Annotated in this window: 17 protein-coding genes; 5 read left to right on the top strand and 12 right to left on the bottom strand. The window is 36.8% G+C overall.

Annotation, left to right across the window (positions count from 1 at the left end):
• Positions 1-9: 9 nt before the first annotated feature.
• From OZP11_RS23700 to OZP11_RS23680, 5 genes are all read right to left on the bottom strand, one after another.
• Positions 10-1,635 carry a glycosyl hydrolase family 18 protein gene (locus OZP11_RS23700; protein ID WP_281232956.1) on the bottom strand — a complete coding sequence of 542 codons (1,626 nt, stop codon included), beginning with the start codon at positions 1,633-1,635 and terminating at the stop codon, positions 10-12.
• A gap of 485 nt (positions 1,636-2,120) precedes the next feature.
• Positions 2,121-4,775, bottom strand: coding sequence for a beta-1,3-glucanase family protein (locus OZP11_RS23695; protein ID WP_281232955.1), 2,655 nt, complete (start codon positions 4,773-4,775; stop codon positions 2,121-2,123).
• A gap of 172 nt (positions 4,776-4,947) precedes the next feature.
• The gene (locus OZP11_RS23690) at positions 4,948-8,901 is read right to left on the bottom strand and encodes a family 16 glycosylhydrolase (protein ID WP_281232954.1); all 3,954 of its coding nucleotides are present in this window, start codon (positions 8,899-8,901) and stop codon (positions 4,948-4,950) included.
• Between the two features lie 219 nt (positions 8,902-9,120).
• Positions 9,121-12,051: a triple tyrosine motif-containing protein gene (locus tag OZP11_RS23685; RefSeq protein ID WP_281232953.1), complete on the bottom strand. Its 2,931-nt coding sequence runs from the start codon at positions 12,049-12,051 to the stop codon at positions 9,121-9,123.
• A gap of 222 nt (positions 12,052-12,273) precedes the next feature.
• On the bottom strand, positions 12,274-12,909 hold the full coding sequence (locus OZP11_RS23680) for an HAD family hydrolase (protein ID WP_281232952.1): 636 nt from the start codon (positions 12,907-12,909) through the stop codon (positions 12,274-12,276).
• A 213-nt stretch (positions 12,910-13,122) separates the two neighbouring features.
• On the opposite strand from OZP11_RS23680, the gene OZP11_RS23675 reads away from it, so the two are divergent.
• On the top strand, positions 13,123-14,292 hold the full coding sequence (locus OZP11_RS23675; protein ID WP_281232951.1) for a BT3233 family polysaccharide utilization protein: 1,170 nt from the start codon (positions 13,123-13,125) through the stop codon (positions 14,290-14,292).
• A gap of 64 nt (positions 14,293-14,356) precedes the next feature.
• Here the strand turns inward: OZP11_RS23675 and uxuA are convergent, their stop codons facing one another.
• The 3 genes from uxuA to OZP11_RS23660 all read right to left on the bottom strand — a co-directional run bounded on the left by uxuA (position 14,357) and on the right by OZP11_RS23660 (position 17,031).
• Positions 14,357-15,541, bottom strand: a complete 1,185-nt coding sequence (uxuA, locus tag OZP11_RS23670; RefSeq protein WP_281232950.1) for a mannonate dehydratase — start codon at positions 15,539-15,541, stop codon at positions 14,357-14,359.
• Positions 15,542-15,651: 110 nt separating this feature from the next.
• Positions 15,652-16,464 carry an SDR family oxidoreductase gene (locus tag OZP11_RS23665; protein ID WP_281232949.1) on the bottom strand — a complete coding sequence of 271 codons (813 nt, stop codon included), beginning with the start codon at positions 16,462-16,464 and terminating at the stop codon, positions 15,652-15,654.
• A gap of 117 nt (positions 16,465-16,581) precedes the next feature.
• Positions 16,582-17,031: a NanQ anomerase/TabA/YiaL family protein gene (locus OZP11_RS23660; protein WP_281232948.1), complete on the bottom strand. Its 450-nt coding sequence runs from the start codon at positions 17,029-17,031 to the stop codon at positions 16,582-16,584.
• 149 nt (positions 17,032-17,180) lie between these two features.
• On the opposite strand from OZP11_RS23660, the gene OZP11_RS23655 reads away from it, so the two are divergent.
• Both OZP11_RS23655 and OZP11_RS23650 read left to right on the top strand, forming a co-directional pair.
• Positions 17,181-18,254, top strand: a complete 1,074-nt coding sequence (locus tag OZP11_RS23655) for a substrate-binding domain-containing protein (protein WP_349293783.1) — start codon at positions 17,181-17,183, stop codon at positions 18,252-18,254.
• A 151-nt stretch (positions 18,255-18,405) separates the two neighbouring features.
• Complete coding sequence (locus tag OZP11_RS23650; RefSeq protein ID WP_281232947.1) at positions 18,406-18,969, top strand: DUF2911 domain-containing protein; 564 nt, start codon at positions 18,406-18,408, stop codon at positions 18,967-18,969.
• Positions 18,970-19,113: 144 nt separating this feature from the next.
• Here the strand turns inward: OZP11_RS23650 and OZP11_RS23645 are convergent, their stop codons facing one another.
• Together OZP11_RS23645 and OZP11_RS23640 are read right to left on the bottom strand one after the other, a co-directional pair.
• Positions 19,114-19,584: a copper resistance protein NlpE gene (locus OZP11_RS23645; RefSeq protein WP_281232946.1), complete on the bottom strand. Its 471-nt coding sequence runs from the start codon at positions 19,582-19,584 to the stop codon at positions 19,114-19,116.
• A gap of 61 nt (positions 19,585-19,645) precedes the next feature.
• Positions 19,646-20,422 (bottom strand): response regulator transcription factor, encoded by a 777-nt coding sequence (locus OZP11_RS23640; RefSeq protein WP_281232945.1) that lies wholly within the window; start codon positions 20,420-20,422, stop codon positions 19,646-19,648.
• Between the two features lie 102 nt (positions 20,423-20,524).
• Here OZP11_RS23640 and OZP11_RS23635 point away from each other — a divergent pair, with 102 nt between their 5' ends.
• On the top strand, positions 20,525-21,271 hold the full coding sequence (locus OZP11_RS23635) for a DUF1349 domain-containing protein (protein ID WP_281232944.1): 747 nt from the start codon (positions 20,525-20,527) through the stop codon (positions 21,269-21,271).
• 167 nt (positions 21,272-21,438) lie between these two features.
• Entirely contained in the window at positions 21,439-21,771 is a 333-nt protein-coding gene (locus OZP11_RS23630) for a YegP family protein (RefSeq protein WP_281232943.1), read from the top strand.
• 50 nt (positions 21,772-21,821) lie between these two features.
• Here OZP11_RS23630 and OZP11_RS23625 read toward each other — a convergent pair whose 3' ends face one another.
• Positions 21,822-22,211, bottom strand: coding sequence for a helix-turn-helix transcriptional regulator (locus OZP11_RS23625; protein ID WP_281232942.1), 390 nt, complete (start codon positions 22,209-22,211; stop codon positions 21,822-21,824).
• 219 nt (positions 22,212-22,430) lie between these two features.
• Complete coding sequence (locus tag OZP11_RS23620; RefSeq protein ID WP_281232941.1) at positions 22,431-22,844, bottom strand: hypothetical protein; 414 nt, start codon at positions 22,842-22,844, stop codon at positions 22,431-22,433.
• Positions 22,845-23,020: the final 176 nt, after the last annotated feature.

Here is a 23,020-nt window from a genome sequence, read left to right as displayed (position 1 = left end):
GTTAAACAACTATTTTTTAATAAAACGTCTTACCGTTTTGATTCCGTTCTTTTCAACAGAAATCAAATAAATACCTGTTTTTAAAGTCGAGACATCAATTTTATTATCATTTACAGTCTGTGAAGAAACCACAGCTCCGCCTGCAGTATCAATAATATTTACATTTCCTCCTGAAACTTCGGCTGTAAAGAAAAGCTCGCTTTCACTTGGGTTTGGATAAATGGTCAAACTTTCAATTTTATCTGTCGCTGCTGATTTTGCAGTTAAAGCCGAACCGGATTTAGTGATTCTGAACCAGTTTAAATTAAACCCTGTATTTTGAACATATATCCCAAAATTATACGTTCCTGCGGTTACATTAACCGTTTGGGTAATCGTCTGCCAGTTCTGCCATCCTCCTGTATTTGGTACATTTAAATTTCCAAGCGGAATCGTTCCGGCATTTAAATCAGATGATAATCTGCCTCCTGTAACGGCACTTGCCACCCTGTATTCAATTACATAAGCTCCCGAAGTTGGAAAATTAATATTGTTGTAGGCCATCCAGTCTCCTGTATCGCAATACCCAACATTTAACCCGCCGCCGGTATCAGTTGTAGGTTCTGTCTGTACACCGCTCATATTAGAGTAATTTTCGGCCTGAATTAAAGTTCCCGTTCCTGTTGGCGGATTATTTCCTGTAATTACCTGATTAATGGCTGTAAGTAATGATTTTGAACCTGTGGCATCCTGAGATAATTCCCAGATCATAACCCCTCCTGCGTTTTGAACAGCAAAAGTTGTTTTTTGTTTGATTGTTGGGATTCCGTTATAATAAATCGTATTTCCAACCTGATCCTGATTTTCTGCTCCCGGATATTGGGCTACAATATTTGCAAACGAAATTCCCTGATTAGCCGAAGCGCCAAAACCATAACCGTAAAACGGAACGCCAATAATGGCTTTACTTGCCGGTAATCCTCTTCCTGTCCAGTAATTAAACTGATTTACAGCCATGCTGTACGGAGAGTGCTGTCCCGGATTTCCCGGTGCCCAGGGTCCTGTTGCATCATACGCCATAATATTGATCCAGTCGTAGGCTGAGAAAACAGATGAAGGCACATTGGCACCGCCATATCCTTCTGAAAGTGCGGCCGTAATCAGCTTTCCGTTGGCGTGCAGTTTATTGGCCAAAGCGGTAACGAAACCGCCGTAATCGCCATTAATTGCAGGTCCTTCTAAATCAACATCTACACCGTCAAAATTATGAGCCACTACGTAGTCATAGATTTTTTGAACAAAAGCAGTTCGGTTAGCCGGAGTAATGAGATTGAAGTAATTGTCGCGAATGGCACCTCCTTCGGAAATGGCGCCTCCTCCAAGCGAAACAAATACTTTGACATTATTGGCATGGGCTGTATTGATTATCGCATTATTTCCTGAATTAAAGCTCAGGTAACCGCTGGCATCCGGATTTTCAAATGCGATATTGATGTGCGTTAATTTGCTGTACTGAATTGTACCTGCAAAAGAATTCAGATCGATCCAGTTGGGGACATAAGCGATTACTTTTTTCTGGGCCACCGAATAATTAAAAATACCCAACATTAAAATGAGAATCCATTTTGCCGACATTCTTTTGTAATTGTCTTTCATAATGATTTGTTTTAATAGATTAATAAATTCGCAAATAAGGGGGACGGTTTTTTTATTTTAGATTTTAGATTTTAGATTTTAGATTTTAGATTTTAGATTTTAGATTTTAGATTTTAGATTTTAGATTTTAGATTTTAGATTTTAGATTTTAGATTTTAGATTTTAGATTTTAGATTTTAGATTTTAGATTTTAGATTTTAGATTTTAGATTTTAGATTTTAGATTTTAGATTTTAGATTTTAGATTTTAGATTTTAGATTTTAGATTTTAGATTTTAATTTGGCTGCGCCAAATTAAAATTAGAGCAATGATTTATAATCCATTACAACTAATCTAAAATCTAAAATCTGCAATCATAAATAGTATTCACAAGTCATCGCAAATCAATCTAAAATCTAAAATCTGCATTCTTAAATAGTATTCACAAGTCATGCAAATCAATCTAAAATCTAAAATCTGCAATCTTAAATTATAGTAATCTAAATTTATTTCTTGATGAAACGCTTAATCGTCTGCTTGCCGTCTTTTTCGAAAACAATCAGGTAAACTCCTTGTCTCAAATGCGAAACGTCGATGCTGCTGCCATTGATTTTTTTCGATAAAACTGCGTTTCCTGATTGTGCGTCTACGATTTGTACATTTCCTCCTGAAAGGTCGGTGCTGGTGAATAAAGTACTTTCAACCGGACTAGGATAAATGTTTAAAACTGTTTCTTCAGGTTTTTCCTCTACCGTTTGAACCAATGCCGTTTTTGCTGCCGCGTTGCCCACTTTTGTAATTTTAATCCAGTTGATGTTCATTCCGGTATTTTGAATGTAGATTCCAAAATTGTACGTTCCGGCATTTACGTTTACAGTCTGCGAAACCGTCTGCCAGTTTTGCCATCCGCCTGTGTTTGGAATATCAACATTTCCTAAAACAATTGCTCCGGCATTTAAATCGGCTGATAATCTGCCTCCTGTAACAGCACTTGCAACTCGGTATTCAATTAAATAAGAACCTGTTGTTGGAAAATTGATGTTATTGTAAGCCAGCCAGTCGCCTGTTTCTGTGTATCCTACATTAGAACCTCCGCCGGTATCTGTTGTTGCTTCTACCTGAATACCGCTCATTGCTGAGTAATCTTCGGCCTGAATTAAAACTGAAGTCTGAGAAGATGCTGCCGGAACTAATTTCCATTGTCCGCAAGTCTGGTTGTTATTATCCCATTGCTGTACAATAGCTCCCGAAGCTGTACTGGCTCCTGCTACCTCAACGATTCTGCCGCTGTGACGGGCTACAATTTTATAGAATCCGTCTCCTGTTGCAACTAAAACAAACTGCTGATTTGTAGTAGCATTATACGGATATTGCTCTACTCTTGCACCATTTGCTTTATTGAAATTATTTACATCCATGGACATACCGCTGTGGTTCGCAATGATTTTGTACATACCGTCTCCTAAATGAGTAAAAGTGAATTTCTGGTTGTTTCCTGAAGTAAGCGCACCCTGATTGATTCCTGCGCCGTTTGACATACTTGCATTCCAGACGTCCATATACAAACCGCTGTTTCTGTTTTGTAAAAAGAAAGTCTGGTTTCCTAAAGTGGTGGTTCCGTTTGCAATAATTCTAATTGAACTTACCTTATCATTCCATGTTGTATTTAAACAGGAATTACTGGAATTAATTACAGTTGAAGTTCCTGTAAAATTATCATCCATGTATAAAATTGCCTGATACCCCTGAGTGATTTTTAATGACGAAATATCATCATTTAAAACACCTAAAGAATTTAAACGCGCCAGATTGTAATCTCCAATGGTTAATCCGCCTGAGAATCCTGTATAATTACAATCTTTGTAAACCGTTACAACATCTGTAGAAGCCGGAACCGAAGGAACTGTTCCTGCATATCCTCCAAAAACTGCAATCACTTTTGTAGGCTGAGGCGAATGAAGCGATGGCGACTGATCGGCAACATCATCGTAGGCAAATCCGTACGCCAGATTATCGATATTGATTCCCGGTAAATGCCAGAATTTAGAATAATGATTCGTTGGGTTTACCTGATAGTATTTAGATGCATCGTACCAGTTTTGCTGTCCCGGATTTGCTGTTGTTGTGTTTACAACATGACGGTTAATTGCAGCTGTTAATTGCGCCTGAATTACAAGATCTAAATCTCCGTCAACCAGCCTTCTGTCCAGAACACCTTTTCCTTCAAGTGCTTCCTGAGTTGTCGGGCGGTTTTGTACACGTCCGGTTCTTCCAACAAAAGCTCCGGATTGTCCAACCATTTCAAGCTGTTCTCCAATAACTCTTCCTTTAAAAACTCCGGCATCTCCGGCATAAAAGATCAAATCTTCATTTTTGTATTTATTCCAGATCGCATCGATATACGATTTTAGGTAGTTTGCATATTGTCCTGATCCTTCTGCATAAGCCGCTGTTTTTGACGGTGCCGTAATTTCTCCTGTTACATCATTTACACAACCCTGGAATTCTGCCGGTACATTCGCCTTAAAAGCGGCTACGATATCAGCATGTTTTTTTAAATCTCCTACTTTCTTCTGGTAACCGTTGGCTCCAAATAATTCAAGTCCCATTGGGTATTTATAAGAATCTACTCTTGTTGGATTTCCAAAGAAACCATGCTGATTGTTTGTCAGCTCGATCATTTCATATAAAATGCCCTGATTTGGATCTGTCGGATTCTGAGGATTTGGCGATGCATATCCAGACGGTGCTCCACTCGCTCCAAAAAAGTAGAAATACAACTGCGAACCTTTTGAAATAAAAACACGACATCCTGCAATTAAGGGCAAAGTGAAGGTTTTATTTGGAATTTCACTCAGTTTGGTAAAACAAGCTGCGTATTTTGAGTTTTGCCCGGGTCCGGTATTGCCGCCATAAGTTGGTCCTGTAACGGTATTATAAGAAGCATTCATTGGGAAAACCTGACTGGTTTTGGCATTGACCCAAACGTGGTTTCCGGTTGTATAATCGATTCCAACAATGGCGACATACAATTCGTTGTCATTAAACGGCGATGTATTATTAATGGTAAAGGGTACTGGGCCCTGTGCGTACATCAAACTTGAAAACACCAGAAAAAGTGCTGTCAAAATAGAAAATCTTTGAAGTCTAATTTGTTTCATATGTAGATAATTTTGGGGTTACATAAATAGATTTTAAACCAAAGTCATTTTCAAACGAATGACCAAAATATCCGTCAGGTGCAATTGTATGGTGCTATCCTTAAATTCAAATTTTTCGATCAGTAAACCGCTGCATTTTATTTAATTTAACTGCACCCAAACGGATTTTAATTTATTTTTTAATCAGCTTTTTTGTCCAGCTTTTTTGATCTGATTTGAAATTCAGGATATAAACTCCTTTTGTCAGTCTGCTGATATCAATCACGCTTTGATCTGTCTCAGGATTATTCTGAAGAATCAGCATTCCTGAATTGTCATAAATCGTAATGATTTTATTATCTAAATTCTCAGGAACTGCAACCTGAATATAACTTCCTGCCGGATTAGGATAAACTGCAAAAGCCGTTTCTTCTGACTGAGGTTCTTCAACAATTGTCAACGCTTTTTTAGCAGACGAAGCAGATCCGTAGGCTTCAATTTCATACAATGAATATCCGTAAGGGGCTAAAGCTTTTGCTGTACATAAAATACGCAGGTATCTTCCTGTTCCGCTTACTGTTAAATCATCTGTACCGCCATCACTTGCTGTCTGCGTGCTAATGGTTTCATTTTCGGTGAAAACATTATCAGTCGAAAGTTGTACTTTATACTGCGCTGCATAAGCGGCTTCCCATTTTAAAACCACACGATTAAGGTTGTAATTGCTTCCCAGATCCACATAAATCCATTCAGTTGTATTTGCAAATGAACTTGCCCATCTGCTTACTGTTCCGTCTCCGTCTGTTGCTTTATTGGCAGATAATGTTGCATTTTCTTCTGTCGAAGCCGCTGCAGTCTTAGAAAGCGCCAGATTTACATTTGGATTTGCTGTGATATTTCTAACAATCACATCGCTGAAAACACCTGTTGTTAAAGTTCCGTTGGCATGAGAGGTAACCGCCATTCCGGCATAAATAGTACTGCTCATTACAATCGTCTTTGGCGTACCGATTTGTGTCCATGTAGTTCCGTTATCCGAAGAATACGACGTAAATACATTTCCTGATCGTACTAAACGAACCCATTTTGGAGCCGCTCCCGCCGTAACCTCAGCAGTTGTGATTCCCGAAGTAGTATCACGGGATAAAAACTCAATTCCAGCTGCAGCACTTGCATCAGTCATGGCATGTTTAGATGTCGGTGTAAGCGTTTCACGGAACATTACGCCCGCTTTTGCATACGTATTAGTATTGGTCAGCGAATTTACTCTGGCGATAATTTCAGCATCTCCGGTAATTGGCTGATTTACAAATTGAAACTGATCGCTTGTTTCCCAAATATCAGTTCCTGAACCTTTAATTGTAAATGTTCCGCTAGAATGCGATGCTTCGCCAGCAGGCGTTACTGCACCCAAATCTGTACTTGTCCACGGAGCCGGCAAAGTGTTTACTGGATTTTCTGTCGAAACTAAATTTAAGGCTCTCAGATTATCAAAATAATATGTATTTCCAGAATTGGTTCCCGGTTCAAACAGTAAAACAAAGCGGTTTACTTCGCTGTCTAAAGTAGAAGCATCGGGCGCGCTTACGTACGTAAAAGTTACCGTATGCCAGGTATTAGTCTGCTTTACAACGCCCTGATAAATACTGTGTCTTCCTGCCGGATAGTTTGACGGAATAGAAGCACTGCTTTCGGCCTGCCATGAAATTACAGATCCAACCGGAGCCGATGTATAAACATCCATAGCAAATTTTTTAACACCTCCTTTGAAATCGCCGATATTCGTTAAAGTGGTATTGAATGAAAAATTATCATACAATTCAGTCGATTTACGAACGTATCTTCCAACGTTTGAAGAAGTATTAATTCCTGATGCATTTGGATTTGGTGTATTTGCCGTATAGGTTCCAATAGCATCTCTAAAGGTAATATTATGTGTATTTTGATAATCTTCATAAATTACTCCGGGTGTAAAGGTATCCGGAAGTTTGGTAGAACCAATTCTGATATTGTCAAAATAATAAGTATCGTTTGTATAGGATCCTGAATTAAACAATAAAACCATTTGGTTTACTGCCAGGTTCGAAGTTCCGGCATCCGGACTTGAATTGTAATAGAATGTCAGCGTTTCCCACTGATTCTGCTTGGTAGTAATGGCGACATAATTACTGTTTCTTCCGGTTGGGTAATTGGCAGGAAGTGATGTTGCACTGTTTTCTAAATTCAGACTTACCACGGTTCCTATTGGTGCCGAAGTATAGACATCGATCATGATTTTATTGGTCTGATTTTTCAATAAACCGGCATCTTCAATCGTACTTTGTGTATTGAAGAAAAGTACATCATACTGCTCGGTTACATTACGAACGTATCTAGCCACATTTGCAGATGAGTTAACCGAATTGGCTCCCGGATTCGCTGCAACAGAATACGTTCCGGTTGTAGTTCCTTTTATAATTTTATTGATTCCGTCATAATTTTGAAGTATATCTGTCGCAATAATAGGTTTTTCAGGAGCCGCTTTTGTCAGCAGATTATCAAAATAATAGGTCGCTCCGGAATTCGAACTGGATTCAAAAAGCACTACCACATTATTGATTGTCAAAGCACTGGTATTCGGGTCAATTATTTTTTCGAATTCAAATTCTATGGTTTCCCATTTGTTCTGAACCGTTGTTGTGGCTTTAAAACCGCTGTGCCTTCCTAACGGATAATTGGTCGCAGTAGTTACATTGCTGTTCTCTAGCTGCATCGAAATTTTTGTTCCAACCGGAGCCGATGTATAAATATCAAACGAAAGTCTTTTTCTTCCATAAACGTAATCATTGGCATTTGTGATGGTTACATTTCTAATATTTAAAACATCGTACAATTCGCTTGAATTACGAACATATCTTCCAACCAAAGCAGATGTATTGATGCCTGTGGCTGAAGGATTAGCGACCGCTTCTGTGAGAACACCTGTTTTTACCGGATACAATACATTTCTGTTTGTTTGAAAATCTTCATGTACTTTTTCTACAGGTAATGCAGGTTCTGTAGTAACAGCCAGTTTATAGGTATTGGCTGTACAGCCCGAAACCGATGCTGTAACCGAAACATCTCCTCCAGATGTTCCCCAGTTTACTGTAATCGCATTTGTTCCCTGTCCGGATGTAATACTTGCGCCTGCAGGAACTGTCCAGTTGTATGATGCGCCCGCAATTGCATTTACAGAGTAGGTTTTGCTGGTTTCGTTTTGATATACTTTGTTATCTCCCGTTACAGCATATTTAAAACTTCCGTCGTAAACACGCACATAATCTACCTGCAATTTAGCCGGAAAATCAGCTGGAATTGGCTCTACTCCTACACCGTTTACTCTTGTATAAGGTGTTCCGTAACTTCCTACTGCGAGATTTAAAATGATATAAAAGTTATTATCGTTAAAAGGCCATCCGCCGTTTACAGTCGTGTTAGGAGTCGCGGTATGAAATAAATTACCGTCAATAAACCATTTTATGATATTAGGTCCCCATTCTACGGCATAAACATGAAAATCTGCCGACAAATCTACCGAAGAACTGTAGCTTCTTCCGGTAAACTGATAACCGCCGCCATCATAATGAATCGTCCCGTCTACAGATTTTGGATTTCTGTGCTTGGCCTCCATAATGTCAATTTCTCCCGTATACGGCCAGTTTCCTCCAACCGGAAGCATCCAAAATGCCGGCCAGGCACCTTGTGCATTAGAAAGTTTCATACGAGCTTCTACCCTTCCGTATTTTAAAGAATATTTCCCTTCTGTAGTCAGCTTTGACGAAGCATACGGCTGATCCGGAAATTGTGAACTGGGCTGATATTTGGCTTCAATATTCAGATAACTGTTTGTTCCCTCTTTAACAATTGTAGCCTGATTAGGATCGTAGCGCTGTGCCTCAGCATTCCCGAATCCGCAGAGCGACGGACAACCGTTTCCGGAGATACTCTGCCATTTGGTTAAATCAACCGTAGTTCCGTTAAATTCGTCTGCCCAGATCAAAGTATTACACTGTGCCTGAACTTTTAGAAATGGCAGAAACAGGAATAAAATCGCTGCACAAAAGTTCTTAAATAAATAGAAATTGTCTTTCGGTGGTCGGCCGAAAAAAGAGTCATTTTGCATCATTTTTTTTAGTTTTTTGTTAGTAAAGTGCCTTGGCAGAATTTAAAGCTATTTGTAAATAATAGCTTATGATTCAATCCAAACCAGGCACAATATTAACAAATAAATCAGGCTAGACTTACATTTTTGAGTACGGTTTGACTACGGGAATTATAAAAAAATGAGAAAATAAACCTGTAAAACCGCGTAAAACCACTTAAGATTTTACTTCACAATAAAAAACTAAAAATTAAGAATGAACTCGGTTATGTTTGCATCTGACGGAAGCTGGAGTTTTTTACGAATTCTATATCGGGTATCTTCGACACCTCTAACCGAAATTCCTAAAAGCGGTGCAATTTCTTTTGTATTAAAGTTCATTCGCAGATACGCACACAATCGCATATCGCGCGGCGTTAGCTCCGGATAACTTGTTTTAAGCCTCTGCATGAAATTATCGTGCAGCTGATTAAAAATTTCTTCAAATTCATTCCACTGCTTATCTCCCTGCAGTTCATGATCGATTAATTTGTTGATTTTGGACAATAAACTAAAATTCACATTCGGGTCGTTTTTCTTGTCAATCTGAGAAATAAGTTCTTTTATCGAAAGCAGGATTTCATTTAAATGAATGAGATTCACGGTACTCGATGCTACTTTTGCATTTTTAAGATTAATAGTTGCTTCGAGATTTTCGCGCATAATCTCCATATTTTCCTGTTCGAGCGTAACTCTCTGTTCATTAAGTTCGGCACGGCTTCTCAAAAGCTCTTTTTCCTGATTGAGAATCAATTGCTGACGCTGGCGTTCGGCAAGTGATTTCTGGTATTTTATAATCGTATAAATTACCACGCCATACAAGATCAAATACAAAATATACGCCCAGATTGTGCGGTACCAGGGCGGTAAAACTTCAAAACGAAAAACGGCTTCTTCGCTTACCACATCATAGATGTTTTTTGCCCTTACATGAAAAACATATTCATTTTCAGGCAGGTTAGTATATTCTTTCTCAGTCTGAAGACTGTAATCTGACCATTTGGGTTCAAAACCTTCAAGCCAGTATTCGTATTTGGTTGATTCGGCATCATCAAAAAACAATGACGAAAAAGAAAAATGAAGCGCATTATTTGAATACGGCAGCACAGCCGAAAAAGCATCTTTTAGTGAATCTGTTTTATTTGGCAGCACATCATAACGGCTGGAAAACAACAAGCTGTCTTTTGGAAAAATACATTTAACTTCTGAAATAACAGCTTTATATTTCGTCTGATATTTCTTGTCTTTAACCGCACTGTAATGAATTAATCCGTCTTGTGTTCCAAAAAACACGTCGCCGCCCGAAGTAGTCTGTATGTTCTCAAATCCGGGAACATATAAATAGCGGAGTTTTCTAAACGGAAGTTCATCAATTTGAAAACTGTCATTTGTTTTCCGAATCATTTTTCCGGTATTCTCTCCCGAAATGTACCAGATGGTATTTTGATTATCGGTTTTCAGAAGCCGGATATGATTATCAAGTCCGAGATATTTAACAAAAAACGGATCAGGAATCATCTTTTCTGAACCTGTTTTTTGTTTGTAAACGCCTCTGGTAGTTCCAAAAAGAATCTGATCGCCAATTTTAAAAGTATTCAGAAATAAGCTCGAAGGGAATCCGTTTTTCTGATCGTAAAACTGAACGTCCTGCACGCTGTTAAAGGTTTCGTTGAGTTTTAATTTGAAAATTCCTTTGTAACCGTGCGCGATCCAGATATTGCCGTCTTTATCAAATTCAATAACGCGGCTGCTTTCATCAAAACCTTTTATTTTATGCTTATATTCCCATGAACCGTTTTTGTTTTTCAGAAGATACAGTCCGGTATATCCCCCCGCAAGCAGTAAATCAGGATGATTTGGAACCAGAATGCCTTTCCATACTCCGTCAATTTTGGCAGTTGCTTTCGCAGAAGTGCCGCTGACTTCAAATACGCCGTTTTTCTCAAAAGCCAATAACGAATTACCGAAAACACCAATATTCCAGACATTTTCAGACATTCCCGAAACATGCTGAAAGTGTACGTTTTCTCTTTTTCCGTTTTTGTAATCTTCCCAATTCAGCCAAAACAAACCGTTATCTGTCCCGATATACAATTTATTCTGGTAAATCTGGCTGCAGTATATTTTGGTTTCAGAATTTGAACTGTCCAGAATTCGCGACAAAGGCGACGAAATCTGAATCAGCGAAATGCCTTCTTTAAGCGTTACCCACAAATTGCCTTCTCTATCGGTCTTTAAATTGGTCACGTAATCATTCTGCAACCCCATCTGTTTGTTGATATGCTGAATCAAATGCCCTTCACTGTCTATAACTATCAACCCGGATTGCCGGGTGCCGATTCCGAAATAGCCGTCAGAAAATTCAATTCCGGTAGAAATCTGATTTTGTTTCAGCAGATGATCTGCCTCTGTCACAAATGGCTGTATTTCATTGTTTAAATAAGTAAATAAACCATTTTTCTGTGTAAGCAGCAACACTCCTTTTTTAGTTCCAAAAATTTTTCGGATTTTCATTCCAATGAATTTTTTTCCATTTGGAATTGGAACCAATTCCTCTCCTCTGAGTCTTAAAAGACCTTTTTCGTTGTCCAAAACGTAGATATTTTTATTTACTTCAAGGAAATCATCAAAAACAGCTTTTGACTGCAGTACTTTGATTTTATTGTCTTTATAAATAAACATTGCTTCAGGAGAGAAAAAAACTACGTCTTTACTTCGGATCACGGTATGAAGTACATCATTAAAATTCCGGGCGGCAGCAGGAAGCAGTTTTACAAGAGAGGTATATTGATATTGTCCGTTTGAAAGCTGTTTGACATATCCAAAATCGCCCTGAGCGCCTACGTACATTTTATCGGTTTTATCAATTGCGAGGGAACGCACCATACTTCGGTTTTCCGGTTGTGTGATGATATTCCATCGTACGCCGTCGAACTGAAGAATTCCAAAATGATTGGCAAAAAACATCATGCCTTTGGAATCCTGAATTACATCCCAGTTTTCTGATGCGGCTTTGTATATTTTTGGACTGTAACTGGTTATAAAAGGAACACCTATCTTTTTAATCTGAGCATCGAGCGTTGGATAAACAAGAAATAGGAATGCAGCTAAAATTTTAATTTTAAATTTCGTCATTTTGTTTCTGTCTGTAGGTTACTTTTGCGATTTTGAGCATCGCAGACAAAAAATGATTCCGGGCAAAATCATTTTTCGCAGGCAAAATCATTCGGTTTCTCTGGTCGCCGCTTACCAATTCAATAATAATAACCGACTAAAAAAACGAATGTCGAAATTCAAATATATAAAAATTTATTTTAATGCAACAAATTACATTTTTAAGTGAAGAAATTCAAAAATTTAAAATCCCAGAATCTCACTTAGCTCCTTATAGCTGTTAAACAAAATGGCTCCTTCTTCTTTTAAATCTTCATTATTGAAACCGTTGGCGAAACCGTAGACTTTAAAACCGCCGCTGATTCCGGCTTTTACTCCCGCTTTGCTGTCTTCGAGAACGATGCAGTCTTTTACTTCGAAGCCCATTTCTTTTGCTGCATGCAGAAAAATTCCCGGTTCCGGTTTCCAGCTGCCTATTTGGTACGAACTGAATATTTTATTTTCGAATTTATCCAGCAGTCCGGCTACTTCAAGATTGAGGCGGATTTTTTCGACAGGACCGCTTGATGCCACGCAATACGGAATTTGTAATTTTTCGATAAAATCCACTACGCCTTCCATTGGTTTTACTTGTGTTTTAAATGCTTCAAAACTTTTTTCCCGATATTGGGTTTCGAAATTTTCAGGGAGTTTCTGGTCGATCGCTTCTTCGATATGACGAAAGCAGTCTTTTAAATTTCGGCCGTTAAAATGTCGGTATGCATCCTCCAGTTCCATTTCGAATCCGTGTTCCTGAGCCATTGCAAGTAATATTCCGTTTCCTATTTTTTCTGTATCGACTAAAACGCCGTCACAATCGAAAATAATACATTTAACCATTTCTGTTGATTTTCATTTAATTATAAAAAAATCTTGTGTAAAAGACAAGAAATGAAATTTACGGAAAAATAAGTAATTCGTCATTGTGTTAACAATAGAATAACAATGTTTCTGTACAGAAATACGCATATTTAGTGCGGTTCTTTAAGTTTTGATTCGTATTTTTACGAATATTAGTTAAACCGAATTTTTATACCTTAAAAACTATCTATTTTGAAAAAGAATCTTTTACTCTTAACACTCCTCGCAGGCAGTTTCGCTGCATTTTCTCAAAATAAAACCATAACCGTTACAAATTCTCTTGCAGTTGACAGGGAATTTGAAACTATTGAACTTACTAAAAAATCTCTTGGATTGGCAGCCAATGCGAAACTTGAAGATTATGTTATAAAAGATGCCGCTTCAAATGCATTTCTGGAAACGCAGACTGTAGATAATGACGGCGACGGAACGGCAGATGTATTGTTGTTTCAGCCTAAAATAAAAGCTTCGTCCAAACAGGATTTTACAGTTGCTCCGGGAACTAATCCATCGGCTTCGAAAACAGAAAACTGCTATTCCCGTTTTGTTCCTGAACGTACAGATGATTACGCATGGGAAAACAACAAAGTGGCCTTTAGAACGTACGGACCTGTTGCTCAAAAAATGGTAGAAGACCATATTGAGGGCGGTACTTTAACTAGCGGTATTGATGCGTGGCTGAAAAGAGTTGAGTATCCTATTATCAATAAATGGTACGAAAAAATGACTTCGGGAGCGGGAACGTATCATAAAGATACGGGCGAAGGTCTTGATAATTTTCACGTGGGCGACAGCCGCGGTGTGGGTGGAATTGCTGTAAAAGCAGACGGAAAGTATTATTTCTCTAAGAATTTCATCAGCTGGAAAACCATTACGACGGGTCCAATCCGAACAAGCTTTATTTTAACTTACGCCGACTGGGATGCGAAAGGAAACAAAATAACAGAATCAAAGTTAATCAGTCTGGATTACGGAAGCCAGCTTTCGCGTTTTGAAATCAATATTACAGGAGCAAAAGAAATTGCTGCCGGACTGACGCTTCATGATAAAAAAGGAACAACCGGAACAAATCTTAAAGAAGGCTGGTTAAGTTATTGGGAACCAATAGATGATTCTGAAATTGGATTAGGTTTGGTGGCTCCAAAAAATACCATGACGAGTTTTGACAATCATGTTACAGATGAAAAAGATTTAAGCAACCTGTACGGAAATATTGCGGTCAAAAACAACAAAGCAATTTACTATGTTGGTTTTGGATGGAAAAAAGGAAGTCCGTATCAGACCAAACAGGAATGGGAAAAATACTTAAGTTCTTTTGCCCAAAAAATTAATAATCCTTTGACGGTAAAGGTTAAGAAATAGTTTTAACTGCAAAGCACTAAGGCGTTCATTATATTAAGCGTCTTAGTGCTTTTGCAGTTAAATTTTAAACAGATCTTTTAATTCCTAATTCAAGTCCGCGTAATTCGGCCAAACCTCTTAAACGGCCTATTGCAGAATATCCCGGATTGGTCTTTTTCTTTAAATCGTCCAGCATTTGATGTCCGTGATCCGGACGCATCGGCAGTTTGCTGTTGTTTCTTTTTTCAACTTCAAGGATTGCCTTTACGACTTCGTACATATCAACGTCGCCTTCTAAATGGTTGGCTTCGTAAAAACTACCTTCTTCATCGCGCTGCGTGCTTCTTAAATGAATAAAATTCATTTTATCTCCGTGACGTCTTACCATTCCAGGCAGATCATTATCGGCACGAACACCGTATGAACCGGTACACATTGTAAATCCGTTTGATTTAGAAGGTGCCGCATTCATTAATTCGATCAAATCTTCTTCGGTGCTCACTACTCTTGGCAGTCCTAAAATTGGGTAAGGCGGATCGTCAGGATGAATTGCCATAAGCACGCCTTTACTTTCGGCAACCGGAATAATTTCTTTTAAAAAGAAGAAAAGATTATCCTTTAAAGCCTGTCTGTCAATATGGTTGTAAGCGCTTAATGTTTTTAAGAAATCTTCAACCGTATAGGCTTCTTCGGCACCCGGAAGTCCGGCCAGAATGTTTTGCTGCAGTTTAACTTTATCATCGGCAGTCATGGCTTCAAAATAGCTTTTTGCTTTTTCAATCTGTGTTTCTGAATATTCTTTTTCTGCTCCCGGTCTTTTTAAAATGTACAATTCAAATGCGGCAAAAGCATTAATATCAAAACGTAAGGCTTTCGAACCGTCTTCGACTGTATAAGACAAATCTGTTCTTGACCAGTCTAAAACCGGCATAAAGTTGTAGCAGACGCATTTGATACCGCATAAGGCTAAATTGCGAATGCTTTCTTTATAGTTCTCAATGTATTGAAGATAATTTCCTGTTTGCTTTTTAATGTCTTCGTGAACAGGAATACTTTCTACAACGGACCAGGTCAAACCGGAAGCTCCTTTTTTAGGATCGCCGTTTTCGTGTTCAATTTCGACTTTTCGTTTAATGATTTCATCGATACTCCATACTTCTCCGTTTGGAATATGGTGCAAAGCAGTTACAATTCCGGTTGCTCCGGTTTGTGCAATATCTTGCAAAGAAACAGGATCATTTGGTCCGAACCATCTTAATGTTTGTTCCATTTTTTTATGTTTTTTAATCCTGCAAGGTTTTAAAAACTTTGCAGGTATATTTGATTAATAATAGTCTAAAGTTGAATGAAACCTACAAGGTTTTGGAAACCTTGCAGGAGTTAAATACTGGTTGCTGCGAAACCTCCATCTACTTTTAATATAGTTCCGGTTACGAATTTCGACATATCGCTGCATAAAAATAAAAGAGCTCCGTCTATATCTTCCGGGGTTCCAAATCTTCCCATTGGGGTATGATCGATAATTTTCTCGCCTCTTGGCGTTAATTTTCCTTCCGGAGTCAACAGTAAAGCACGGTTTTGTTCTCCTATAAAGAATCCAGGTGAAATAGCGTTTACACGAATTCCTTCTCCATATTTCGAAGCCAGTTCAACCGCCATCCATTGCGTGAAGTTATCGATTGCCGCTTTTGAAGCTGAATATCCTACCACTCTCGTTAAAGGTCTTTGTGCTGACGCCGACGAAATGTTGATGATATTTCCTGATTTCTGTTTTGCAAAAAGTTCGGCAAAAACCTGAGTTGGAAGCATTGTTCCGATGATATTTAAATCGATAACTTTTTGCAGATCATCGCTTTTCATGTCATAAACAGCCTGATCCGGCTGAATGGTTGCTCCGGGCATATTTCCTCCTGCCGCATTGATTAAAATGTCAAGACGTCCGTATTTTTCAGCAATAAAATCTCTTACTTTTTCTACTTCTTCTTTATTTAAAACATTCGCCTGAACAGCAAAACCCTGCCCGCCGTTTGCTTCAATATCTTTTACAGTGCTTTCTGCTTTTTCAAGCGACTGCGAAACAATCCCTACAATAACGCCTTGTTTTGCTAATACATTTGCAAATCTGCTTCCTAATACTCCGGCACCTCCCGTAATCAGGGCGATTTTTCCTTTTAGATTGAATATTGAATTCATTTTTTAATTTTAATTTTCAATACTTTAAATTCCAATTTAGAAAATAAAATAATGGTTATGGTTTAGTTAATAATTTAAGTTTTAATTGAATTTTTGAATTTCAAATATTGATTTTCTTTAGATTCTGACTTTAAAAACAAGCTTTTTCAAAAAACCTTCGCCAATCATTGCTGCGTGAACATCTTCGGGAAATAAAATGGCAAATTGTTTTTCCTGAAGTTCAAAAAACATATCCGGTTTATCGTGGAAGAAACGAACGTCTTTTTCGCCGCTGTACTCACCGTTTGGACTAACACATTTTTCTCTTGGTTTCCATGCAAAGGTTTCAGGTCCCTGTATCGAAATCTGAATGTCTATATTTTTATCATGGCACTCAAATCCTTTTATGCTTTCTTCTCTTGAACTTCCGTCACCGTGAATGACAATCAGTTTTAAACCTTCGCTGATTTCTATAACACCCGCTTCAAGGCTTGCAATATCAGTTTGGCTTACGTATTCAAAAGCTTTTTTAAAGTTAGGATGAAGGCCGTAATATTTAGCCGCGTTATGTAATGAATCTATAATCATATTATATAGTATTATTTTGATTTTGAAATAAATAAATTAAAAAGATGCTGTTCTCTTTTATAATTTGTGTATTTTTACGTGTACGCACACGGTACTTTACAAATGTATGTAAAATGTCATGTAAAACAACTTATTTTTGCTAAAAAAATATAATTTTACAAAACAGCTTTTATTATTTTAACTTAAAAGAAATCAATATCATAACAATTAAAAAAATAGCCGAACTGGCGAATGTCTCAACCGGAACCGTCGACAGGATTATTCACAAACGCGGACAAGTCGCTCAGGAAACTGTAGATAAGGTTAATGCGATTATTGAGGAATTTGGCTATAAACGAAATATCCTGGCGAGTAATCTGGCCTTGAATAAAAAGTTTCATTTTGCAGTTTTCCTGCCCAAATCTGAAGAGCTTGAATATTGGCAGAGTCAGACAGAAGGTATTGAAAAAGCGGCTTTGGAGTTTGGCAAATTCGGCATTGTGCTGAACTATTTTTTTTATGATTATAATCTGGCTTCGTTTAAGGATTCTGTTAAAAAGGTAATGGAATTTGATTGTGACGGTTTATTGTTTGCTCCTGTTTTTTATGAAGATTCAGTTCAGTTTTTAAAAGAGTATGAAAAGAAGAATATTCCGGTTGTCATGATCGATTCGAATATTTCCGAAGAAAATGAACATGCTTACGTGGGACAGAATGCTTTTCAGAGTGGTTATCTGGCAGGAAGACTTATTAGTTTTGCGGTTAAAAATGAAAGACATGTTTTGATTTTTAAAATTACCGGCGAAATTGAAAGTACTTCGGTATACCTGCAGCGAATTAAAGGTTTTTATTCGTATTTTAAAGATAATGAAGAACTTACTCATTTTAAATTTTCAGAAGTTACTTTAAAAGATTCCGGAATTGAAAAACTGAATCTGGAAATGTTCACTGGTGTAAACAGTATTTTTGTTCCAAATTCGCGTGCGTATATTGTTGCCGGATTTTTAGAAAGAAACAATATAAAAGGTGTTCGTATCATTGGTTTTGATTTATTAAAAGAAAATATTGAATACTTAAATAAAGGACTTATTGATTTCTTAATCAACCAAAGACCCGAGGATCAGGGATATATGGGAATTAATTATTTGTATAAAAAACTGGTTCTTCAGGAAGAAACAGAGCGCACGCATTATATTCCGCTGGAGATTATTTTAAAGGAGAATTATTTTCCTGCAGGCAAATAAGTTTTTGTTTCGGCGGTAAATGTTCTCCAAAAGATCTCTTTGAAATAAATGTAAGAACTGTTACCAATTCATTAACAAAAAACAAACTGGAATTATATGATTTTTCTTCATTATTAACTTACTTTGTAGTTATTCTAAAAATTGTAATCCCATGAAAAAAATGTATTTACTGGCAGTTGTTTTATTTACTGCTATTTCAGTTCAGGCTCAGGATGTAGTTAAATTTGCTCCTTTGGATGCGAGTCCTGTTGATATTTCTTATTTTCCAAATAAAGCGGTTAAATTCAAAAAAACGGATACTCCAAATCCGGTTATTAAAGTTACTTACGCAAGACCTTCTGCCAAAGGAAGAACTATTTTTGGCGATGTAGTAAAGTTTGGAGAAATCTGGAGAATTGGTGCTAACGAAAATACCGAAATCAAATTCTACAAAGCGGTAACTATTAACGGTACTAAGGTTCCTGCAGGATATTACAGTTTATTTGCTATTCCTGAAAAAGACAAATGGACAATCATCATTAATAAAGAACTGGATTTATGGGGTGGTTATGCTTACGACCAAAGTAAAGATGTAGTGAGAGTTTCTGTTCCGGTTAAACCTGTAAATGAAGTAATCGAGGCTTTGTCTATTGCTTTTACTACTCAGGGTAATATCGCTAATCTGGTTATTGGATGGGATAAAACAACAGCTGAACTGCCTATTACGGTTAAATAATCTGATACGATTTAATATGCAAGAGACATCATAATGATGTCTCTTTTTTTATGAATTATTGCCAATTATTTTAATCTTTAAGACGCAATCAAACCTGGCTCTCATTGTCTCTCTGATATATCCATAAAAAATAAATACCCAAAATTATTCATTTAATTCTAAAAAGTAATTAAGTTTCGATTTGATCACCTTTCTATCTTTATCCAGCAGAAAAAGTTTCTCCGGATTATTACTGTAATAACCATAATATACTTGTTCTGTCTCAGGTTTATTCCAATTTAAAACGTAAATAGTACCATCCTGATCTTTCTCAAGACCTCTCTCTGTATTCACATTTCCTTTTTGTACCAAGTTTTTTTCTGGTGATTTTCCTTTATAGACACTTGATAATTCAAATTTATTATCGACGATATCAATTTTTAGAACCGTTTCAATTCCTTCACAATCTGCACATGGCAGTGTTCCTTCATAGACCAGGATAGTTTCAGGTGCTTCGCTGTTTTCATGAGCCGCGATGGAGTCCGTCGAGACTGCTGTGTTTTCATCTTTATTATTTTTAGAATTACAAGATGCCGAGAGAATTACAATACAAGCAAGAATAAATACTTTTTTCATGATATTTTTTCTTCAAATATAAAGAATAATCTTACTTATAAATAAAGTTTAACTTTTATACTTAGAGAGATAAAACTCCCATAACTATTGCGGTCTGCACAGCCTCGGCAGTATTGGTAACTTTGAGTTTATCTATAATATTCTGCCTGTGCCGCCTTACGGTGTAGACCGAAATATTCATTTCTCCGGCAATGTACTCACTTTTATTTCCTTTTGCTACACTGGTCAGCACTTCGATTTCTCTTTTTGAGAGTATCGCTTTGGCATTATTTTTATACTTTTCGTCTTCAATTATTTCTCCCGTCTGAATATTAAAAATCCTCGCATCGATGCCGGGCCTTGGCTGTACATCTCTTGAAGGCGCATATAAACAAAGGGAGAGCGAAATGCTTCCGTTGCTGAATGTTTTTAGATAAATGGTGCGGTGATTAATATAGCCGTTTTTTTCGGCTGAATCTTTCATTTTTATTCGGCTGGAGGTACTGTAATTGCTGTATTCTTCCTGCGGGATTCCTTTTAAAAACTGATAAAAATTAAGTTCCAGAATATGGCGTTCCACCAGATCTTCGGGATGGATTTTTGTAAAAATACATTCTTCAAAAGCTGAATCGATAACCGAGTTTTCAACTGGAAGCCCAAAAACAGCACCAAAACTTCCGGCATAAATATAACTGCAGTCCGATTGATAATCTGATAAAACGGCCACACATTGCTCTATTTTTACATAATTGGCCGCAAACTGTTTGTACATTTCAATATCATTGGATTCATCTGCTGCAAACTTTTGTTCCAGAAAGGTGGTCATTAATTGGTCTTCTATTGAGGGATTCTGCGGCATTTAAAGTTAAAATTGGTTAATTTTACGTATTGTGCTTTTTTTGAAGCTGCTTTATTTTTGGAAAATTAAAAATATTACTTTCTATCCCAAAAAAAACAATTTATGAAAACAATTTTTTACAATGCTGTTATTATCCTGAGTCTTTCTGTATTATCCAGCTGTAATAACAAAAGTGAAACTGAAAAAACAACTATGAAAGAAGAAGTAAAATTAGATTCTGTCGTAAAAGGTTCTACTATTGATATTAAGCTGTCTAATATACATTTTACAAAAGGCCTGAACAATGCCGAAAACCTTATTACACAAGAAGCAGGCGAAAAAATTGTTTTTAAAGCAGGTGAAAAAACAGATTATTTCTCTGATCCAAACGAAAAATTATCCAATACTACTGCTCCAATTTTACTGTCTAAAGCAGACAACACCAAACCTTTTACAATTGTGGCTAAAGTTACTCCTGAATTTACGGAGAAAGGTTTATACAACGCCGGTGTATTGTACATTTTTGTGCATGATACTTTTTACCAAAAGTTTTGTTTTGAACAGGATGAGCGCGGGAATCACCGTATTGTAACGGTTCGTACAACGGGAACTTCAGACGATAACAATCACGATATAGTAAAAGAGCCTTCTGTTTACATGAAAATTTCTTCGGATACTAAAACGGTAGCAAGTTATTATTCATTAGATAAGAAAAACTGGCAGATGGTGCGTTTGTACAAAAACAATTATCCTAAAGATATCTGGTTAGGAATCAGTACACAATGTCCTGTTGAAAAAGGAACTACCAGTATTTTTGAAGAAATAAGCTTCGAACAGAAAAGTGTAAGCGATTTTCGTTTAGGAATATAACATAAAAGAAGGTTAATTCTTTTTATAAAAGCTGTTTTTTTCTCCAATACAACTGATTTTTTATTGTTTAGGTAATCATTTTTTCAAACTGGCGTATGATTTATATTACTAAGTTTTGTATTTTTATCGATATCAAAAATATTAATATAACTTAAATTTTAAACTGTATGGGAAAATTTGTAATCACTAAAAGAACCAACGGAGAGTTTCAATTCAATTTAAAAGCCGGAAACGGACAGACTATTTTAGCCAGTGAAGGTTATACTACGAAAGCGGCCTGCACAAACGGAATTGAATCTGTAAAAACAAATTCGCAGGATGATAACCGTTTCGACAGGAAAGAATCCAGCAACGGAAAACCTTATTTTAACCTGAAAGCCAGCAACGGGCAGATAATTGGTTCAAGTGAAATGTATGAAAGCGTTTCAGCGAGAGAGAATGGCATTGAATCTGTTAAGAAAAATGCTCCTGATGCAGCAGTTGACGATCAGACAGTTTAATTTTAGATATAAATAGTAAACGAGGCCCTTAAAAGCCTCGTTTTTTTGTTTTATAAGTTCCCGAATCTCTTTTTGTAAAGACTTAACTCCTCTTCTGTCTTGTCCAGAAGTTTTTCGAGAAGCTTAATTTTATCTTCGTAAAGCTCTTTCAGGGCTTCGCTGTTATCTGAGTTAATTAATATACTGCCGTTGTTGTGATTTCCTTTTACAGTATTGAAACTCTTGAAATATCGCTGACTGTCAAAGCTGATGATGTCCTCGACACTTACTTCTAAAATGCGGGCAATTTCGACCAGTTTAACATAGGATAAAAGTGTCTTTCCTTTTTCTATTTTACTGTATCCTGCCTGTGTGACACCTAATTGATCTGCCATATATTCCTGAGTGTAGTTTTTTAACTCTCTAATGCTTTTTATTTTGTTTTTTATTGAAGTTGCCATAAGTTTGATTTGGGATGGGCATGTATAGCTGAAACAGCCACTACAAAACTTAGGGGTCAGTTTGCAGCTATGTTATTTTATGAATAATCGAATTGTTCAGTTATAGTTAAAGAGAACCATTTGTTAATCTTTTTTAATTATAATTATAAAACCGTAGACCAGAGCGACAGCAATAAAGATGACATCATTGCCGGAAATTTGATAGATAACCTGCTCCATTTATGCTGTTTTTTTTGCGCTGTTTACTGCACGCTCAAATTCAAAATTTAAATATTCATCAATCTGTCTGCCTATAGCCGGACGATCTAAGTTATTGATTTTAACCACAGTTGCTTTCTTATATACATCTCTTACAATAACATAATAATTGAATTTTTTATTGTTGTGAAACCTGAGTATTATCAAAAAAGTATAACACAATAAGGCTGGAATTACATAAAAAAGTTCCATTAAATTAGTAAATAACATGCAGTAATAAGTCAAAGCGGTAACGGAAATGAAAGCAGTGTTTTCAAAAAGATAGGATTTCTTTTTTTTGAGCAGACCAAGTTCTACAATTTCATTAAAATTGTACTGCCATCGTTTTGACCCGTAGTTGAATTCCACCTGGTCATTAGTAAGGGAAATGAACATAATAATAAAAAAATTAAAAAATAAATCTATTTTCAAGAAAACCAAAGAAGAAATGGTTTGTCTCAAAAATCTGTTTTCGGCTTAAATAAACATCTGAAAATACTGTAATATGCCACAATACATCATATCGCAATATTACGTATAAAACCTTTTTTTTTCTTACAAATCAGCTTATA

The organism is Flavobacterium gelatinilyticum (assembly GCF_027111295.1).
In the GTDB taxonomy this organism is placed as follows: domain Bacteria; phylum Bacteroidota; class Bacteroidia; order Flavobacteriales; family Flavobacteriaceae; genus Flavobacterium; species Flavobacterium gelatinilyticum.
The sequence above is the reverse complement of the archived record's forward strand: the minus strand, read 5'-3'. Positions and strand labels throughout refer to the sequence as shown.

What these genes read in the sequence shown, in the direction of transcription:
- OZP11_RS23625 (WP_281232942.1), bottom strand. Translation starts at nt 22,211, where the DNA reads ATGGCAACTTCAATAAAAAACAAAATAAAAAGCATTAGAGAGTTAAAA.
- OZP11_RS23640 (WP_281232945.1), bottom strand. Translation starts at nt 20,422, where the DNA reads ATGCCGCAGAATCCCTCAATAGAAGACCAATTAATGACCACCTTTCTG.
- OZP11_RS23645 (WP_281232946.1), bottom strand. Translation starts at nt 19,584, where the DNA reads ATGAAAAAAGTATTTATTCTTGCTTGTATTGTAATTCTCTCGGCATCT.
- OZP11_RS23620 (WP_281232941.1), bottom strand. Translation starts at nt 22,844, where the DNA reads ATGTTCATTTCCCTTACTAATGACCAGGTGGAATTCAACTACGGGTCA.
- OZP11_RS23650 (WP_281232947.1), top strand. Translation starts at nt 18,406, where the DNA reads ATGAAAAAAATGTATTTACTGGCAGTTGTTTTATTTACTGCTATTTCA.
- OZP11_RS23690 (WP_281232954.1), bottom strand. Translation starts at nt 8,901, where the DNA reads ATGATGCAAAATGACTCTTTTTTCGGCCGACCACCGAAAGACAATTTC.
- uxuA (WP_281232950.1), bottom strand. Translation starts at nt 15,541, where the DNA reads ATGGAACAAACATTAAGATGGTTCGGACCAAATGATCCTGTTTCTTTG.
- OZP11_RS23630 (WP_281232943.1), top strand. Translation starts at nt 21,439, where the DNA reads ATGGGAAAATTTGTAATCACTAAAAGAACCAACGGAGAGTTTCAATTC.
- OZP11_RS23700 (WP_281232956.1), bottom strand. Translation starts at nt 1,635, where the DNA reads ATGAAAGACAATTACAAAAGAATGTCGGCAAAATGGATTCTCATTTTA.
- OZP11_RS23680 (WP_281232952.1), bottom strand. Translation starts at nt 12,909, where the DNA reads ATGGTTAAATGTATTATTTTCGATTGTGACGGCGTTTTAGTCGATACA.
- OZP11_RS23685 (WP_281232953.1), bottom strand. Translation starts at nt 12,051, where the DNA reads ATGACGAAATTTAAAATTAAAATTTTAGCTGCATTCCTATTTCTTGTT.
- OZP11_RS23635 (WP_281232944.1), top strand. Translation starts at nt 20,525, where the DNA reads ATGAAAACAATTTTTTACAATGCTGTTATTATCCTGAGTCTTTCTGTA.
- OZP11_RS23660 (WP_281232948.1), bottom strand. Translation starts at nt 17,031, where the DNA reads ATGATTATAGATTCATTACATAACGCGGCTAAATATTACGGCCTTCAT.
- OZP11_RS23665 (WP_281232949.1), bottom strand. Translation starts at nt 16,464, where the DNA reads ATGAATTCAATATTCAATCTAAAAGGAAAAATCGCCCTGATTACGGGA.
- OZP11_RS23695 (WP_281232955.1), bottom strand. Translation starts at nt 4,775, where the DNA reads ATGAAACAAATTAGACTTCAAAGATTTTCTATTTTGACAGCACTTTTT.